This window comes from Leptospira alstonii serovar Sichuan str. 79601, assembly GCF_000347175.1.
In the GTDB taxonomy this organism is placed as follows: domain Bacteria; phylum Spirochaetota; class Leptospiria; order Leptospirales; family Leptospiraceae; genus Leptospira; species Leptospira alstonii.
Genome location: NZ_ANIK01000067.1, coordinates 1 through 16,060, shown reverse-complemented (window position 1 = coordinate 16,060; position 16,060 = coordinate 1). Strand labels below are relative to the sequence as shown.

General features: G+C 44.7%; 16 protein-coding genes and 1 pseudogene. 10 read left to right on the top strand and 7 right to left on the bottom strand.

The genetic code is table 11. The features are described 5' to 3' along the window. Positions 1–229: pseudogene (locus LEP1GSC194_RS22370) on the bottom strand (IS110 family transposase); the annotation flags it as partial. Between the two features lie 116 nt (positions 230–345). Here LEP1GSC194_RS22370 and omp85 point away from each other — a divergent pair. Beyond that, on the top strand, positions 346–1,950 hold the full coding sequence (gene omp85, locus LEP1GSC194_RS14010) for an Omp85 family outer membrane protein (RefSeq protein ID WP_020774187.1): 1,605 nt from the start codon (positions 346–348) through the stop codon (positions 1,948–1,950). A 132-nt stretch (positions 1,951–2,082) separates the two neighbouring features. Here omp85 and nadB read toward each other — a convergent pair whose 3' ends face one another. Both nadB and LEP1GSC194_RS14000 read right to left on the bottom strand, forming a co-directional pair. Then, on the bottom strand, positions 2,083–3,681 hold the full coding sequence (gene nadB, locus LEP1GSC194_RS14005) for an L-aspartate oxidase (RefSeq protein ID WP_020774195.1): 1,599 nt from the start codon (positions 3,679–3,681) through the stop codon (positions 2,083–2,085). A 1-nt stretch (position 3,682) separates the two neighbouring features. Further along, positions 3,683–5,500 (bottom strand): S41 family peptidase, encoded by a 1,818-nt coding sequence (locus LEP1GSC194_RS14000; protein ID WP_036042976.1) that lies wholly within the window; start codon positions 5,498–5,500, stop codon positions 3,683–3,685. On the opposite strand from LEP1GSC194_RS14000, the gene LEP1GSC194_RS13995 reads away from it, so the two are divergent. Continuing rightward, a complete protein-coding gene (locus tag LEP1GSC194_RS13995; protein ID WP_020774188.1) occupies positions 5,448–6,464 on the top strand; it encodes a hypothetical protein in 1,017 nt (338 codons plus the stop codon). The genes LEP1GSC194_RS14000 and LEP1GSC194_RS13995 overlap by 53 nt on opposite strands. On the opposite strand, the gene LEP1GSC194_RS13990 is transcribed toward LEP1GSC194_RS13995, so the two are convergent. Further along, positions 6,436–7,188 carry a pyridoxine 5'-phosphate synthase gene (locus LEP1GSC194_RS13990; protein WP_036042977.1) on the bottom strand — a complete coding sequence of 251 codons (753 nt, stop codon included), beginning with the start codon at positions 7,186–7,188 and terminating at the stop codon, positions 6,436–6,438. The genes LEP1GSC194_RS13995 and LEP1GSC194_RS13990 overlap by 29 nt on opposite strands. Before the next feature lie 197 nt (positions 7,189–7,385). Here LEP1GSC194_RS13990 and LEP1GSC194_RS13985 point away from each other — a divergent pair, with 197 nt between their 5' ends. The 8 genes from LEP1GSC194_RS13985 (at position 7,386) to LEP1GSC194_RS13950 (ending at position 14,366) form a co-directional block, all read left to right on the top strand. After that, positions 7,386–7,859 carry a TIGR02300 family protein gene (locus LEP1GSC194_RS13985; protein WP_020774185.1) on the top strand — a complete coding sequence of 158 codons (474 nt, stop codon included), beginning with the start codon at positions 7,386–7,388 and terminating at the stop codon, positions 7,857–7,859. Between the two features lie 9 nt (positions 7,860–7,868). Continuing rightward, the gene (miaA, locus tag LEP1GSC194_RS13980) at positions 7,869–8,762 is read left to right on the top strand and encodes a tRNA (adenosine(37)-N6)-dimethylallyltransferase MiaA (protein ID WP_020774182.1); all 894 of its coding nucleotides are present in this window, start codon (positions 7,869–7,871) and stop codon (positions 8,760–8,762) included. A 15-nt stretch (positions 8,763–8,777) separates the two neighbouring features. Then, positions 8,778–9,026, top strand: coding sequence for an RNA chaperone Hfq (gene hfq / locus LEP1GSC194_RS13975; protein ID WP_003009702.1), 249 nt, complete (start codon positions 8,778–8,780; stop codon positions 9,024–9,026). After that, on the top strand, positions 9,026–9,901 hold the full coding sequence (locus LEP1GSC194_RS13970) for a hypothetical protein (protein ID WP_020774183.1): 876 nt from the start codon (positions 9,026–9,028) through the stop codon (positions 9,899–9,901). The genes hfq and LEP1GSC194_RS13970 overlap by 1 nt, the downstream gene beginning before the upstream one ends. Continuing rightward, entirely contained in the window at positions 9,898–10,959 is a 1,062-nt protein-coding gene (locus LEP1GSC194_RS13965) for a mannose-1-phosphate guanylyltransferase (protein ID WP_020774194.1), read from the top strand. Before LEP1GSC194_RS13970 ends, LEP1GSC194_RS13965 begins: the two co-directional genes overlap by 4 nt. Positions 10,960–11,183: 224 nt before the next feature. Further along, the gene (locus LEP1GSC194_RS13960) at positions 11,184–11,918 is read left to right on the top strand and encodes a hypothetical protein (protein WP_020774198.1); all 735 of its coding nucleotides are present in this window, start codon (positions 11,184–11,186) and stop codon (positions 11,916–11,918) included. Positions 11,919–11,926: 8 nt separating this feature from the next. Beyond that, the gene (locus LEP1GSC194_RS13955) at positions 11,927–12,391 is read left to right on the top strand and encodes a chemotaxis protein CheW (RefSeq protein WP_020774189.1); all 465 of its coding nucleotides are present in this window, start codon (positions 11,927–11,929) and stop codon (positions 12,389–12,391) included. After that, positions 12,381–14,366, top strand: coding sequence for a tetratricopeptide repeat protein (locus tag LEP1GSC194_RS13950; protein ID WP_020774184.1), 1,986 nt, complete (start codon positions 12,381–12,383; stop codon positions 14,364–14,366). The genes LEP1GSC194_RS13955 and LEP1GSC194_RS13950 overlap by 11 nt, the downstream gene beginning before the upstream one ends. Before the next feature lie 187 nt (positions 14,367–14,553). On the opposite strand, the gene LEP1GSC194_RS13945 is transcribed toward LEP1GSC194_RS13950, so the two are convergent. From LEP1GSC194_RS13945 to LEP1GSC194_RS13935, 3 genes are all read right to left on the bottom strand, one after another. Next, positions 14,554–15,057: an LIC_12238 family plasminogen-binding lipoprotein gene (locus LEP1GSC194_RS13945; RefSeq protein WP_020774186.1), complete on the bottom strand. Its 504-nt coding sequence runs from the start codon at positions 15,055–15,057 to the stop codon at positions 14,554–14,556. Continuing rightward, positions 15,054–15,242 (bottom strand): hypothetical protein, encoded by a 189-nt coding sequence (locus LEP1GSC194_RS13940; protein ID WP_020774193.1) that lies wholly within the window; start codon positions 15,240–15,242, stop codon positions 15,054–15,056. The genes LEP1GSC194_RS13945 and LEP1GSC194_RS13940 overlap by 4 nt, the downstream gene beginning before the upstream one ends. Before the next feature lie 155 nt (positions 15,243–15,397). Further along, positions 15,398–15,838, bottom strand: coding sequence for a CBS domain-containing protein (locus LEP1GSC194_RS13935; protein ID WP_020774190.1), 441 nt, complete (start codon positions 15,836–15,838; stop codon positions 15,398–15,400). Positions 15,839–16,060 lie beyond the last annotated feature (222 nt).

The window sequence follows — 16,060 nt, the reverse complement described above, 5'->3', positions numbered from 1 at the left end:
CTCCTAAGGAATTTAAATATCTGTAAAGTGGATACCCGGTTACTCCTGCTTCGTAACAACAATGTATTTCGTTCCATTCCGATTTCAGTTTGGTTACAAATTTTTTAATCTGAACCTCATTATGCTTTATCTGTTGTTCTTTCACCAGTTCCTTTGAATTGCTCGTTAAATACGCGATACTGATCGTTTCTTTGTGGACATCCATTCCTACATATACTTTTCTTTTCATTACGTTCCTTCTGTTGGTTTTCTTGTTTTGTGGTAAATGCTTCGCATCTAACCCACGGTTTTCAAGCCGAGAAGGGGCGCCATTTTGTCTAAATCGTAACCTTTCGGTTTTTGGCAATGAAAGATAAGAACCAAAATTACAAACAGCAAACGTTTTTCGTTTCTCTTTTTTACGAAGTGCGAAAAACGCATATTCAAAAATTCTGCAAATCCCTTCTTACGACTTTGATCTTTCTCGAATGTTTCTTTGTTTCCACCTTAACAATTTCCGCCCAAGAAAATTTTACGGGCTGCGACAAACCCGAAGTGCGAAAGGATCTTCCTTTTCCGATCGATCGCGTCAAACAGATGTGTAAAAAGGATCTCGATAACAAAAAAGAAGGCTGGTATCCTACCGGACTTCCTTTGATCAATTCCGATCCGAACGAAGGAATTGGATACGGTGTCAGAGTTTACGGATATAACAACGGAAAAAAGAGCGATCCTTTTTTCGAATATACTCCGTATCGACTTCGTTTTTTCGCTCAATATTTTAATACGACAAAGAACGCGCAGTATCACCAGTTGAGCTTGGATATGCCTTATATCGTAAACACTCAGTGGAGACTTCGCGCGGACGCGTTTCTTACGATTACTCCGACAACCTTGTATTTCGGAGTGGGCGAATCGACTTTAAAACCTCTTACGTATCAGGAACGAAATCAACCCGGCGGACCTCAGATTACCAACGCACAGTACAATTCTCAGGAATCTACGTTTTTGTATCAGAGACCGGGAGGTCCGGGAGATCCGATCGAACTCGGAGGAAGAATTTATTCAGGAGTCCAGGCCGGTCCGGGTTTTAACGTGACCGATCGAATGTACAACCGTTATGCGATCCAAACTCCCCAGTTGAACTTCAGTACGGAACGATCCTACTTTCACGGAACCGTAAGGCTCGTGGCCGGATTTCGTTTTTCGAATAACATCGTGCAGGCGAGCGACGGCAGGTTCGTAAAGTCCGTCGATCCGGTTTTTGACGGAACCCCACTCAGCAATTCGGGCGAGGTTCCGAACGCAAAGACAAGACTCACCGAAGACGCGGAAGCCGGAAAAATTTCGGGGTATCACGGAGGATTTGTGAATACCGCAAAAATCGGTCTTGTGTATGATACGAGAGATTTCGAACCCGATCCGAATTCGGGAATGTTTTTGGAAGCGACTTACGAGAAGGCTACCAAAACGATCGGTTCCGATTTTGATTTTCAGAAATATTTCGGACACGCTAAATTCTTTTACAGTCCCTTTCCAAAGACGTTTGAAAAGTTGGTTTTTGCTTCCCGGTTCGGTTTCGGAATTTCGGACGGGGATGTTCCGTTTTTTGAATATAGAAATCTTTGGGGGACGGAAAACACCGTCTCCGGACTGGGGGGACTAAGGACACTTCGAGGTTACAAACAGGATCGATTTGTAGGGCGCGCGATGGGTTTCGGCACGTTGGAAGTTCGCTGGAAGTTCTGGGATTTTTCGGTCGGGGGAGAATATTTCGCGTTAAACCTGGCGCCGTTCTGGGACTTCGGTCGGGTCTGGAACGACGAACACAAGACCGGTTTGTCGGATTACAAATATTCTCAAGGGTTAGGTCTTAGAATCGCTTGGAATCAGGCAACGATCATTATGATCGACTACGCGGTTTCCAGAGAGGACAAACAGTTATTCGTCAACTTCAGTCACGCATTCTAATATTATAAAATTTTAAACCATAACTGCTCGCAATTATTTTGCGATTCGTAGAGAGCGTTGCACTCGAGTTTCTCCCTTGATTTTGGGCGATGCGAGGGGCGAAGCGGAAAATTATAGAAATCCCTTCTTCGATCAAAGAACGACCTTTTCGTTTTTGATTTCCGTATCGACCCGGGACGGGTTTCTGTTTTCCGGATAGTCGGTGGAAAAATGAAGTCCTCTGCTTTCCTTTCTGGCGAGAGCGGAGCGGATGATGAGTTCGGCGACGATCACTAAGTTCCTAAGTTCGATCAAAGGATTTGTGATCACGGTCCGATTGTAGTAATCCTTTACCTCGTCGTAGATCAGATCCATTCTTCGTTTGGCCCTTTTCAAACGAAGATCGGAACGAACGATTCCCACGTAGTTGCTCATCGTATTTTTAATTTCGTTTAAGTCGTGAGAAATCAAAACCCATTCTTCCGTATTGACCATTCCTTCCTTGTTCCAAGAGGGAATTTCATCGTGAGTTTTGACAAACTCGGGATTTTCTTTTGCGATTCTTTTTGCGATTCGATTGGAAAACACAAGACATTCCAAAAGGCTATTGGACGCGAGACGGTTTCCGCCGTGTACTCCGGTGCAAGCGGTTTCACCCGCCGTGGAAAGATTGGGGATCGTCGTTTTACCTTCCAAATCGGAAGCTACTCCGCCGCAGAGAAAATGGGCGACCGGAACGACCGGAATTCGATCGGTGGTGATGTCGATTCCGAGCTCCTTACACTTTTCATAAATGGAAGGAAAAGATTCCCTGATCTGAGAAGAAGAAAGATGGGTGACATCCAACCAGACGTGAGCCTCTCCTCTTTTTTTCATTTCCGAGTCTATGGCTCTTGCAACCACGTCCCTCGGAGCCAAATCTCCCATAGGATGATACCGTTTCATAAACGGTTCTCCGTCCTTGTTCAGTAAGATCGCACCCTTTCCCCGGACCGCTTCGGAGATCAAAAAAGAATCCCCGTCCTCGTGATAAAGCGCGGTCGGGTGGAATTGGTAAAATTCCATATTTTTAATGAGCGCTCCGGCCCTGTAGGCGGAAGCGACCCCGTCTCCGGTGGCGATCTTAGGGTTGGTAGTATGGGAGTAAACCTGTCCGGCCCCGCCTGTGGCAAGAATCGTTTCTTTCGCCAAAATCGGAAACACTTCGCCGGTATGGTTGGAAAGAACATAAGCTCCGTAACAGACCAGTCCTTTCCGTTTCAAATGGTGAGGAGTGATCAGATCCACCAGAGTATGATATTCTAATATTTGAATATTCTGATTTTGTTTGACCACGCCGAGAAGGGTTTTTTCGATTTCCCTTCCGGTTCTGTCGTGAGCGTGGACGATTCGGTTCTTTCCGTGTCCGCCTTCCCTGGAAAGATCGAATTTTCCGGACGGTTCCAAATTGAACGGAACCCCGTAGTTCAAGAGTTCCTTAACCAAGGGAGGTCCTTCCTCCACGAGAACCTGAACCGCCGCCGGATCGCAGAGCCAGGCACCGGCTTCGAGAGTATCTTTGACGTGGTCCTCGAGTTTATCGCCTTCCGCAAAGACGGAAGCAATTCCGCCTTGAGCGTAGTTTGTGTTGGATTCGTAGTCCGATTTTTTTGTGACGATGATAACCGAACCGTAGGGAGCTAATTTTAAGGCCGCAAAAAGGCCCGTGATTCCGCTCCCTAGGACTAAGAAGTCCGTTTTAATTCGGGGCATGTTATTTCTTTTTTTGTGTGTTGATCAGCGCTTCAATGTAATCCAGAGAACGAATCAGTTGATAGTCCGGTTTGATCGGATCGTTTTTATGAGCCGCGATGAATTCGGAGGATTTCCCGTTCTTTTGGGTCCAAGCTTCCAACTTCTTCACGTCAAAAGAACCTTTTTCCTCGGCCGCGGGCGGAAGTTCCGAAAGATGGTTCCACATATTCTCCTCTCTAAATCGGAAAGGAAAGGATCCGTCCTCTTCGGAGGAAATGTCGATGTCGGGTTTAACTCCCACGACCTGAATCGTGTTACCGGAAGGAGAATAATAGCGGGCCTGTGTGAGTTTGATCAGATAGTCGTTTTCGAGAGGCATTAGTTTTTGTACGGTCGCCTTTCCGAAGGTTCTTTCTCCGAGAATGAGTCCTCTTCCGTGGTGTTTAATAGCACTCGCTACGATCTCGGAAGCGGAAGCGGATTTTGCATTGATCAAAACGGCTAACGGTAAATCGGTGATGTCCTTATTCTTGGCATAAGCGTCTTCGGGACTACGGTTCGGACTTTTTGTGGAAACGATCAAACCCTTTTCGATGAACATATCGGCGATATCGATCGCAAGATCCAAGTAACCCCCCGCGTTGTTTCGCAGGTCTAAAATCACCGCTTTGAGTTTGGTTCCTTTTGCCTGGGATTCTTTTTCGAGTTCTCTGTATTTATCCACGATTTCCCGATCCACCGAAGGTCCGTCTTCCGACTTCACAAAACCCGTGAGTTTTATATAGCCGATATGTTCGTGACCTTCGATCAGTTTACTACTGAGATTTTTGATTTCGATCGTATCCCTCACAACTTCTATGTGTAAGGTTCCGGGAACTCCCTTTCTCTGAATGGTAAGCGCGACCTTGGAACCTTTTTTCCCTTTGATCTTTTCCACAACCTTATCCAAAAGAATTCCTTTGATAGACTTTCCGTCCACGGCAAGGATCACGTCTCCGGAACGGATTCCCGCATTGACCGCGGGTCTTCCTTCGAGAGGATTTTCCACCACGACTTCTCTGTTACCGCCTCCGGAAAGGATGGCTCCGATTCCTTCAAAACTTCCGTCTTGAATTTTGGACATGGATTCTTCCCAAGCGGATCTTAGGAAAACGCTGCTATGAGGATCGAGAGAGGAGAGATATCCGTTCGCAGCGGCGAGCATAACGTCGTTCATCGTAAACGGTTCTTTGGACTTTTCCTCGGATTCTCCGAACGGATCCTTTAAGGGAGAGTCCTTGTACTTGTCCAGATTGGTTTCAATGAACGCGAGAATTCGATCAAAATCTTTTTTACTAAAACCGGTCCGTTCCCATTTGGAAGAAAGGACGTTCTTACGGACCTTTTCCCTTTCCACGATCTTTTTGACTTCCTCGTCGTTGACCTTGGACTTGTTCGTATCCTCTTTCAATTTACGGTCCCTGATCTTTTCCACTTCCGCGTAATCTGGATCGAAAAGAAGGAAGGAATCGTCGGTTGAGATCTTGAAGGATTTGCCGGGAAAAATTTCGTCCTTTTCCTCGTATTTTTCTCTTTCCTTGAAATAACTTTCGGGATAGAGATAGATGGAATGGGGAAGAGACAACAACGCATAGATGGCGGCTTCTCGATACGCGCGATTTTTATCGATGTTTTTGTCGATGTAATGCCGGGATACGGTGACGACCACGTTATCAAAATCCTTGAGGGTAAAGTCCGCCTTGACCGGGGACTTGCCGGACGTAGGCTCGCAAAATAGGATAAAAATGGTCAAAAGAGTGGTAAGTAACGACGAAAGCGCGGCAGATCCTTTTTTCAAACTCGTGTCCCTCGGATTTCAGGAAATTTTCGGTTCATTCTCTATTCAAATCTCAAAGTGTCAATCCCTTTGGGTTGTCTTCGTCTTCTTGATTTTCGTTTTCTCTTGTTCAACGGTTTCCATGCCGGGCTCGGGGAGGTTTGCCCTGGAAATGATCCAAGAACAGGCGATTTTGGAATTTTACGGAACACCCGAAGAAAAAGAATCCTCCGTTAGACTTCTTAGGGCCAGTTGTCGATCCTTGCACCCCGATCGGGCCTTATCCTGTTACAATCTTTCCATTCTCTTATCTTCCTCAAAAAATTATCCGGAAGCCTTGGAATACGCACTTCGAGCCAGAAAAGCAGATCCGTCCGATAGCCTTTATCGGGACCAGGTTTTTCAAGTCGCGTATCATTTGGAATTAGAACAGGGAGAGGCGATTTCCGTCGACGATGTGGAAAAAAGATATTTCCGAGCGATCAAAAATTGCAAGGAGGGAAAAAAGAACGAAACGCTCGCGGATCTGATCGTACTCGCGGCCTTAAAGGAAATCGGAAGCGAATCCTTAAAAAAAGGAATTTTTGCGGAATGTGTGGGAGAATCTCTCGTCGATATAAAACCGAACGAAACGAATTATACGAAAGAATATTATAAATTTCTTGAGAATTCCCATCCGTATCGGGAAGTCTGGGACGTAAGCGGGGCGGTGCGTAAACAGGACTTGGAAAAGATGCAGTCTCCGAACCGGGAAGTTACAAAGGTTTGGAAGGAATTTCGTCAATCCGTAAGATCCAAAAACAAAGCCCAAGCGGCGGAACATCTAAAGAAGTTCAAAGAAAGTTTGGAAACGATCTCTCAAAAAAATCACAACGCGAGAAATTTGGCGTTATATCTAAAAAAAGCGGCGTTTTACCTGATCCAGGGAGATCCGAACTTCGAAGGATTTAGGCATCTTACGAAAGAGCTTGAAGATAATCCTTAACGCTTCGGTCGATTCCGGTTTCTAAGGCTCTGGAAATCAGCCTATGACCGATGGAAACTTCCTGAAGACCCGGCAGCCGGGAAAAAACTTTCAGATTTTCGTGATCCAAATCGTGACCCGCGTTAATTTCCATTTTTTGATCCAAAATGATTTTGGCCGCGGGTACATATAAGGATTCAAAAGATTTTTTTCCTTCCTCCGGAGAACGATCGAACTCCTGTGCAAAAGGACCGGTATAAAACTCCACGCGGTCCGCTCCGGAAAAAGAGGCCGATTTTAGATTTTCGAGATCCGTTTCCACAAAAAGCGAAACGCGGATTTTTTCTTTCTTTAGAATTTTAGAATATTCTTGAAGGATTTCCATATCTTTTTCGAAATCGAATCCGTGATCCGACGTGATTTCTCCCGGAGTCACCGGAACCAGGGTCGCCTGATCCGGTTTTGTATCGAGGAGCAAATTCAAGAAACGGGGGGAGGGTTCCCCTTCGATATTGTATTCGATTTTTGTTTTGTTCCTTTGATTGTAAGCGTCGATGAATTCTTTTAAGGAGAATACGTCGTCCTTTCGAATATGTCTTTCGTCTTCCCTAGGATGGACGGTAATTCCCTGCGCCCCCGCTTGCAGAACCAAATTTGCGAAATACAAAAGATTTGGAATGTTTCCGCCTCTCGAATTTCGGAGGGTTGCGATTTTGTTGATATTTACGCTCAGTTTTACTTTCAAAAACTTTCTCCCCGGATGGACTTTCCATAATAAGAAATTTTCGGTTTCTCTTGGAACCCGAAAAAACGGAAAAATCAAAAGATTCTTTCCTTGCGTTTCTTTAGAAATCGGTTAAGGTTTTCGCCCGTCCTTCAAGTAGGAGATTAAATTATTTCTGCTTGAACGTCGATACTTCTCTCGTAACATGGTCAATTCCGATGGCAAATAGTAAAAAGACTAAGTCCAAAAAAACTGCCACGGTCGCGGCTAAGAAAAAGGCGACGGCAAAAAAAGTTGCACCCAAAAAAGGGAACGCATCGGCAAAAAAGAAAGTAGAGATCATCAAAAAGGCGCTTTCGAGTCCTTCTGCAAAATCCAAGTCAGCCGCAGTGACCAAAAAGGTTTCCGGAGGAGCGCCCTTAAATCCTCTTGGAAAAAAATGGACCTGTCATACTTGCTCCACGAAATTTTACGATCTCAACAAAGAAGAGAAGATCTGTCCTAAATGTGGGGCGGATCAAAATAAACGTCCCGTGACCCGCACTCGCACCGTTCGTCCAAGAGTCGTCGAGGAAGAAGAGATCATCGACGAAGAAACTCTTGTGGAAGATGAAGAAATGGAATTCACCGAGGAACCTCTCGAAGAGGCCTTGGATGAAGACGATAACGAAGCGGAAGAAACGGAAGAGTAATCTCTTCCCTTGGCTTTTCCGATCTTGATTCTTGCCGCTCCGACCGGGGCGGGTAAGACCTCTCTCATCACGGAACTCGATCCGACTCGGTTCGAAATCCTTTCCTTCGATTCCAGACAAATTTATAAGGATATGCCGATCGGAACCGCGGCTCCCACAAAGGAACAGCAGTCTCGGGTTCGGCATCATCTTGTGGAAATCCTTTCACCCTCTGAAACCGTCGACGCGGGACTCTACAATCGTCTTGCACAAGAGGCGCTTCAAAAAGTTTTGAACGCCGGTAAAATTCCGGTCTTTACCGCGGGCACGGGATTTTATCTCAAAGCGTTTTTGTTCGGAATGTTTCCCGTCCCTGAAATCGACGTTTCCGTACGGGATCGGGTCCTTTCCTTAAGTCGGGAAGAAAAAAGAATTCTTCTGAAAGAATTGGATCCGGATTCTTTGGATAAAATATTTTTAGAGGACGATTACAGATTGGGAAGGGCTTTGGAAGTCAATCTCATGGGAGAGAAATGGTCCCGTTTGAAAATAGATCCGAATACTTCCGCACTTCGCCGATTCGATTTGGACATTCGTTCGGGTATTTTTTTGAATCCGGATCGGAAAGAACTTTATGAAAGAATCAATCGGAGAGCCAAGCAGATGATCGATTGGGGAATGGCGGATGAGGCTTGGAAGGTTCGAGAACGATACGGGGAGTCGTGTCCCGGGCTCAAATCCTTAGGTTATAATTTTGCACTTGAAAATAAAAAAGGAAACTCCAATGTAGAGACATTCCTTGCGGACTTAAGTCAGTCTCATAGGAATTATGCCAAAAGACAGGTCACTTGGTTTCGAAAGGAAAACTACATCCAATCGATGGATCGGTTCGAGGCGCTGGAACATATCAAACATATAAAGTAACGGAAATAAAAAAAGATGTCTGCTAAAAACAATATACAAGACCAACTCTTAAACACTGCCCGAAAGGATAAATTGGATCTTACGATTTATCTCCTGAACGGGGTTCCCTTGAAAGGTAAGGTAGTAAGTTTCGATAATTTTACGATCGTTCTCGAACAGGAAAACAAACAGAGCCTCGTTTACAAACACGCGATTTCCACGATCATTCCCGCTAAGATCATCAAGCTCTACACCGAGGAAACGAAAGACGCAGCGCAAGGATAATGCGATTTTGGACTAAGTTATTCTGGGTTCTGCTTTCGGGATCCGTTGCGGCTCTTCTTTATTTTTGCATCCATCTTCTCAAAGAGCGGGAGTCGCTTCTTGTCGTAGACGGTTCCGATGAGATTTTGGACTATACATCCGGACCGGGTTACGTATTCGAATGGAAGGCGATTCTTCCTTGGCGATACGGCGTGATTCGTTTTCCGATTCACTCCAGACTTTCCGACGTAGGCTTAAACGTGGATCTTTCCTCGGGAATGTTTCCCGAAAATTCTCCCGAGGGAAAGGTCAAGGTCAGGCTCGAAGTCCGGTATTCCCTGTATTCGAACAAAACTTTTGAATTTCTGGAAGCGGCCGGAATTAAAAAGGAAAAGATCGATTCATATATTCATAAAATATTGTATTCCATTTTTCGCAAGAAGGTGGAGGAATTTATAGGTAACCCGAACACTCTCAAGTCCAATTTGGACGGTTATCTCCGGAGCAATTTCACAGCCGACATACTCGCCGACGAAAAAACGTTTCAAACCTTGAATGTAAGAATTTTGGATCTGCAGGTTCCCGAATCCGCGATTATCGCCGGAATTTATAGGAACCAAAATCTTCTTCTGCAAAGGAAATCGGATCTTGTCGCGGCTCTTGGAAAGGCGGAAGCGTACAGAATCGAAGACGACGCGAAAACTTCCGCGCTTCTCAAACGTTTGGAAAGAACGAAGGAATTTCTAACCAAAAATCCGGACATGAAGGAATTTCTGTTTTATGAAAGTATATCCGACAACGTGGAAGTGATTCTGCTTCCTTCGGAGACGATCTTGGGAGAGATCCCGTCTTCTAAAAAGAAAAAGAACGCTAAAAGACCCAAAGAGGTAGAATGAATCAGGACAAACCGGTGGTATTGATTATGGCGGGAGGTAAGGGGGAACGTTTCTGGCCTCGTTCCAGAGTATCCACTCCGAAACAACTGCAGAAAGTATATTCCAACAAAACTCTTTTAAGAGAAACCTTGGAAAGAGCCCTCACCGTGACTACGATCGATCGTATCTATATCGGAACCAACGCGAGTCTGAAAAAATCGATTTTAACTCAGGAAAAAAATTTTCCCGAAAAGAACTTCATCATCGAACCCGAAGGAAAAAACACGGCTCCGATCATCGCCCTTGCATCCTTGTATTTTCAGGCGCAGTACGGAGATCCTCTGCAAGTCGTATTGTCCGCGGACGCTTGGATCCAGCCCGTAAAGGAATTTACAAAAACGATTTCGAAAGCTCTCGAACAAGCGGAAAATCATCTCGTGCTTCTCGGAATCAAACCGAACCGTCCCGAAGTCGGTTATGGTTATATAGAGGCCGGAAAACCGACGGAGGGTTGTTTTGCGGTAAAATCCTTTTACGAAAAGCCGGACGTAAAAACCGCGCTCAAGTATATCAAAAAGAAAAATTTTTACTGGAACCCGGGGATCTTTCTCTGGAAGACTTCCATAATATTAGAAGAATTTAAAGCGTATTCCCCCGAAATTATAGGTCCGCTCAAAGAACGATTTCCGTTTAAAAAAGCGGGAGAACTTCCGGCCGCGTTCAAAATCATCCCTTCCGATCCGGTGGATATCGCGATTATGGAAAAAAGTTCTCGGATCAGAATGGTGGAAGCGAGTTTCGGTTGGGACGACGTGGGTTCTTGGACCTCCTTGGAAAGGGTGATGCCCGGGGATTCGTCCGGAAACAGGCACATGGGAAAGACGATTTTGTTTCATAAGTCTTCCGGAAACATCACTCAGACTCGAAAAGAATTCACTGCGATTCTCGGAGTGAACGATTTGATCGTCGTGGAAGAAGATGACGTTCTGTTTATCAGTACAAAATCCGGAGTAGGCGATATCAAAAACCTAGTCGCGGAGCTCCGTAAAAATAAAACTTTACAAAAGTACACGGAATAGTTTTCTGACAGGAAGGAAATCTAAGGAGTTCTTTAATGCCTTCAGGTAAAAAAAGAAAGCGCAGAAAGATCGCTACTCATAAAAGAAAGAAAAAGAGAAGAGCGAACAGACATAAGAAGAAAAAGTAATCCGTAGATCCTCCTCCGGGCGATTCTTGCCCGGAATCAAACTAAGGACAACCCAGAACCGTTAAGCCCATTTCTATTTCGACCGATACAATCGGTATGGGCTCATTTCAGGATTATTCCGTTTTTCGCAGATGGTGGAAAAAAGAAACACCGCCTGCGAGAGGTTATACGAAATCTTATTCCGCCACAACTCCATCCGGCGACATCTTACAGGCGGATCTCAACTTTCACGAAAAAAAAGTTCGTTTGACTCTCGAAATCGAGGGAGAAAACGGAAAGATATATATCGCCACCGTTAAAGACGGAGAGGTCATTCAGGAAAAAGATCTTTCCAACGGAAGAATGGTTCCTATCCACGCGAAACTCGCGCCGTTTCAGGAAGTATTTTCCTGCCTACCGGACCCGGATCTTTTAAACACACTCGGCGGTCTTTACGGAATTTCCAAACAACCTCTCGGTCACGTCGAAGAAAGAACACGACCTTGGGAAACTTCCAGGCGTTACGATCATATCTTTGGGATCAACCGGGAGAAAACTCTTTGGCAGAGAATTTTTTCGAGGGATCGAAAATACAAAAAACCTTGGATCGTTCGAGTTAAGGAAAGATTTTGGAGCGAGTTTCAAGATTTAGCCCTTGGGGCCTGTTCGGCTCTCGGAATCTATTACGCGTATACCGATTTCTATCTGCTGGGATTTTCACTTGCCGTTTTCGGTTTGCTTTTTGGCGGTTTAGACTGGATGCTGAGAAAAAGAAATCCGCTCTTTGTAAAAGTCCTTCTCTTTATGAGTCTTGGATCCTACTTTTACTACGTCGGATATACCCGGTATTGAGGCAAATCATGGCATCCGAAATCGATCACCAATACATTCTTTTCAGTTTGGGAGACGAGGAATACGCGATTCCCATTTCTCTGGTTGATGAGATTATCAAGATCAATAATTTAATCCGAATTCCCAAAGCGAAAAGTTATTTTGCGGGAATCATGGACATCCGGGGGAAAGTGGTCAAGATGGTGGATCTCGCGGTTAAACTTACGGTTCCAAGAGACGGGGACGCGGTTTACGATCGAGCGATCGTGGTCAAGGTGGGCGGCCAATCCGTAGGAATCATCGTGGACAAGGTGGCTAACGTGGCTTTGTTTCCGCCCGAATCCATCAATCCTCCTCCGCCTTCCGTAAAAGGAATTTCGGGAAGATATATCACCGGAATCGGAAAAAAAGAGGATCGGTTTATCATCATCATCGACGTGGAAAAGATTTTGGGAGCGGAAGACTTGGCCGAATTGGGAAGCAATGTCGGATGAAAAAAGGAACTTTCAAAATCGTTTCGATCGAAGCGGTTCATGTTGGAGTACTTTCGGTTTTTTAGATTCTTACCTTTTAAAAAAGTCGACGATCCTTTTATGCGTATGCCTCGGCCTTGCGGGTTTTGGGGCATTTTCTATTTCTGCGGACGAACAAGATAGACGGTACGATTCTAAAAATCTTTACGATCCTCCTTCCGTAAAAATCACGGAACAGGACTTAAGCGGTCTTCGCCAGACTTTGCAAGATCCTTCCAAGGATTCTATTTCAGAGATACAAAAAATATTGGGCCGGTATTATTCTCAGTTTATCGATTACCGAAGGATCGAAGAGGAAAAACGGCTCGGAAAAATTTTCGACGAAAAGACGAACAGAAACACGATTCGCCTTTTGATTTTGAGCATGTTCTCTAAACTCGCACCTTCTGGAATGATGAGGGATTCTCCGATTTTATTCGAACTCCACATGCTTCTTTCCAAGGAATACGATAAGAAAAAACAAAATGCAAAGGCGATCGAATCGGCTCTTGCCGCGATTCGTTACAGAGACTTCAGTCATACCGAAGAGGAATATCTGGATGAAAGAAGACTTTCCGAAATTTTCGATCCGATTGAAAAACAAGGAGCGCTTTCGCACAAACGATCTCTTGAAAATTTAGAAAAGTCCAAAAAAGATCTGAAAAACTCCAAGGACTTCTATCATCTGTTCCAATCCAATCTTGTTCGCGGACGGGATACGAAAATCACAGAACAAAATCCGAACGGAGGAGCTTTCGAAAGAACGTTAACCGCAACCGAACTTCCCGGCTATAAGGAAAAAATCGCCCGTTCCGAAGACGATCTCAAGATTAAGGAAAAGGAATATAACGATTCCAAATCCGGCGTTTACGAAACGTTTCGAAGGAAAAAATCCAAGGAAGACGCGGATGTCGTTTATTATTTGGCTGGACTCGTTAAACAGGCGGAGGGCGAAAACAAGGAAAGACTGAAGGTGGTGAATCAACTCGGGATTGCGGGAACCGGAATTTTCGTCCTATTCGATTACAAACGGAATACCGACTTTTTTGCGACCGCCGCTCTTTGGGAACTTGTGACCAAACTCGATCCTACGATGAAGGAGCCCGTTTTGGATCTCGCAAAAGAACTAAAAGCCTCGGGTAAAAAAGCGAGAGCGATCGATTTTTATAAAAAATATCTCGAACTCGCTCGCAAGGAAAAAACGGAGGAGTCCAAACTCGCCGATACGTATTTTTCGATCGCTTCCCTTTATACGGAACTCAAGCAGAATGTTTTGGCTTCTTCCTTTTACGAACTCTATTACAAAGCGGAAACCGATTCTAAAAGGAAAATTCCGTTTACCTACGAGCTTGGATCTTTTTTTGAAAATAGAACCGGAGATCTGGAACGCGCGGCTTTTTACTACGCGGCCTGGTTGAAAGATCATCCGAATCCGGAAAACGCCAATCTTCCGTTTGCGGGGCTTTGCGAGCTACATCGCCAGGAATTTCTTGCACAGTTCGGAACTTCCAAATTGCACGCGTATCATAAAAAACCGAGGGAAGAGAAAACCTTTTTGAACGCCGCGATCCTTTCGTACGAACGTCTAAAGGAAATTTACAAAGCGGAAGAAAACAAAAACGCCGCTTTAAAAAAAGAAACGCTGGCGATCAAAAGAAATCTTCTGGAAAAAACGGACGATTCGGTGATGGCTCAGTATCGTCTGAAGGATTTGGATCTTCAGGAATCCACGAGCCGTCTCGAAGTCGTTCGAACCAAATTGAATTCCACTCCGGCGACTTTGGCGATGAAGAAATTGTCGATTCTACTCGAAGAAGAAAAAGATTTTCTTTCCGCAAGAAAAATCTACGAAGACATCGTTAAGATCGGAAATACGACCGAGATCAATCTTTCCTTAAAGAACATCGATCGAATCAATAAAATCCTGGAAGACGGGATCAAAAGGGAACCTCTTTAACTTTAAAGCTTGTCCCAAAACCTGTCGAGCGCCAATAGAAGCGAGACACTGAGTTCCACAAAAATGTAGGAGTTCCCACATTTTTATGAAACTAAAGTCTCACTCCCGGAAGGCCGTCCATAGAGGGAGGCATTTACTGAGTTTCTACGGGTCGTTCGAGGTCGAAAAAACGGGGTTCTTTCGATTTTTACTTCATCGCTTTTTCAATATCGTCGTCGGAGGGAGAAGCAGGGGTTTCTTCTGAGTAAGCCGTAGACGCCGGGCGAACCAAAAACTCGACCTCGTCGATCACGTCTCCTTCGTAGGCGATTTTAAGAAGATACTTTCCCGGACTCAAATCTTGAAAAGATCCTTCGATCGTTTTGGAAATCGGATTCGGTCTTTTTCTAAGAACGTCCATCTCGTTGTATCCGAGTTGAAAACGGCTCAAACTCACATAAGTCTCCGCGTTTTCGGAAATGGATCCTGAAAATCGGTAGATGTAGCGGATGGTTTTGTCGTCCGGAAAAATCAGATTCTTTCTTGTGATCGTATATTCTCCGACGGTCATAATCTTCTTTTCGAGAATATTCAACTTTTCCTCGTCGAGCAAGGCCCAACCGAATTCTCCGGTAGGTTTAAAACAAGCCGACGTTAGACTGAAAATGAAAGTGATCATCGTAATTTTCAGGAGGACGGAAGCCGATTTCATTTTTCTTCCTCGATTACCCGAGCCTTACTCGAAATGTCTTTTTCTTTCGGCGTTTGGTGCGTCGGAGGAACGTTCGTATAAAACGTTTTCCAATGTGCGTTCGGGCGTTCTGAGCGAGGTGTAAAAAAACGGGAAAGGAAACGATAAACCAAGTAGGTCATCAGAATGAAAAGAATCAATTTCATAAGGTTTGCATTTTCACCGGCCGAATTTTCTTTTTGAAAGACGAAGTCTGTACACTTTCAACTCGGTTCGGGCCGTTTCTAATTTGACCCGGGTCTCGCTTCTTGCAATCTGAAAAAAAGGAAATTTTTTTCCCGAGCCTGGCAAAATCGGGTCTTTAGATAAATCCATTCTCGCTGTACATGTACTGCTTGAGGTTTTTGTTTTCTTCCTCCGTTTTTTCGATCTTTGCTTTGACCGCGTCTCCGATCGAGATGATTCCGATCAAAAGCCCTTCTTCTAAAATCGGCATGTGACGGATCCTTTTTTTGAGCATAATGGAAAGAAGTTCGTCCACGTCGTCTTCCGGAGTCATCGTGGTCAAAGAGGTCGACATCACTTCCGAAACTGATTTTTTAAAGAAGTCCAGACCCAATTCGGCGGAAAGATGTAGCACGTCCCTTTCGGTAAAAATTCCTTTTAGTTTGCCTTCCGCCAAGATGATTACCGATCCGATATCGTATTTGGTCATAAACTTGACAGCCTCCATCACCGAGGTCTCCGGTTCCACCGATAGAAGTTTTCGATCTTTTTTTGCCAGGATCTGTTTTATGTACATTACCGTCTCCGTTTCGGTTGTTATCGATATAATTTACGGACCATTCTCAAGAAATGTGACGCCTAAATCTATGGATCGCTCAGATTTCCCAACTTTGTTGGGAGCAAAAGATAACGCTCCGCTATCTTTTTGCTATTTCGCTCTCTCCTATGTTTCTTGTGTCAAGCCCTCCCGCTATTTTTTTTTACATAAGACCATATTGGGCTAATTTTCGATTTAATA

Bases quoted from the DNA above. Each gene is read 5' to 3' on its own strand.
- LEP1GSC194_RS13950 (WP_020774184.1), top strand. From the start codon at position 12,381: ATGTCGGATGAAAAAAGGAACTTTCAAAATCGTTTCGATCGAAGCGGT.
- LEP1GSC194_RS13985 (WP_020774185.1), top strand. From the start codon at position 7,386: ATGGCAAATAGTAAAAAGACTAAGTCCAAAAAAACTGCCACGGTCGCG.
- omp85 (WP_020774187.1), top strand. From the start codon at position 346: ATGAAAGATAAGAACCAAAATTACAAACAGCAAACGTTTTTCGTTTCT.
- LEP1GSC194_RS13955 (WP_020774189.1), top strand. From the start codon at position 11,927: ATGGCATCCGAAATCGATCACCAATACATTCTTTTCAGTTTGGGAGAC.
- LEP1GSC194_RS13945 (WP_020774186.1), bottom strand. From the start codon at position 15,057: ATGAAATCGGCTTCCGTCCTCCTGAAAATTACGATGATCACTTTCATT.
- nadB (WP_020774195.1), bottom strand. From the start codon at position 3,681: ATGCCCCGAATTAAAACGGACTTCTTAGTCCTAGGGAGCGGAATCACG.
- LEP1GSC194_RS13960 (WP_020774198.1), top strand. From the start codon at position 11,184: ATGGGCTCATTTCAGGATTATTCCGTTTTTCGCAGATGGTGGAAAAAA.
- hfq (WP_003009702.1), top strand. From the start codon at position 8,778: ATGTCTGCTAAAAACAATATACAAGACCAACTCTTAAACACTGCCCGA.
- LEP1GSC194_RS13995 (WP_020774188.1), top strand. From the start codon at position 5,448: ATGGTCAAAAGAGTGGTAAGTAACGACGAAAGCGCGGCAGATCCTTTT.
- LEP1GSC194_RS13935 (WP_020774190.1), bottom strand. From the start codon at position 15,838: ATGTACATAAAACAGATCCTGGCAAAAAAAGATCGAAAACTTCTATCG.
- LEP1GSC194_RS13970 (WP_020774183.1), top strand. From the start codon at position 9,026: ATGCGATTTTGGACTAAGTTATTCTGGGTTCTGCTTTCGGGATCCGTT.
- LEP1GSC194_RS13965 (WP_020774194.1), top strand. From the start codon at position 9,898: ATGAATCAGGACAAACCGGTGGTATTGATTATGGCGGGAGGTAAGGGG.
- LEP1GSC194_RS13940 (WP_020774193.1), bottom strand. From the start codon at position 15,242: ATGAAATTGATTCTTTTCATTCTGATGACCTACTTGGTTTATCGTTTC.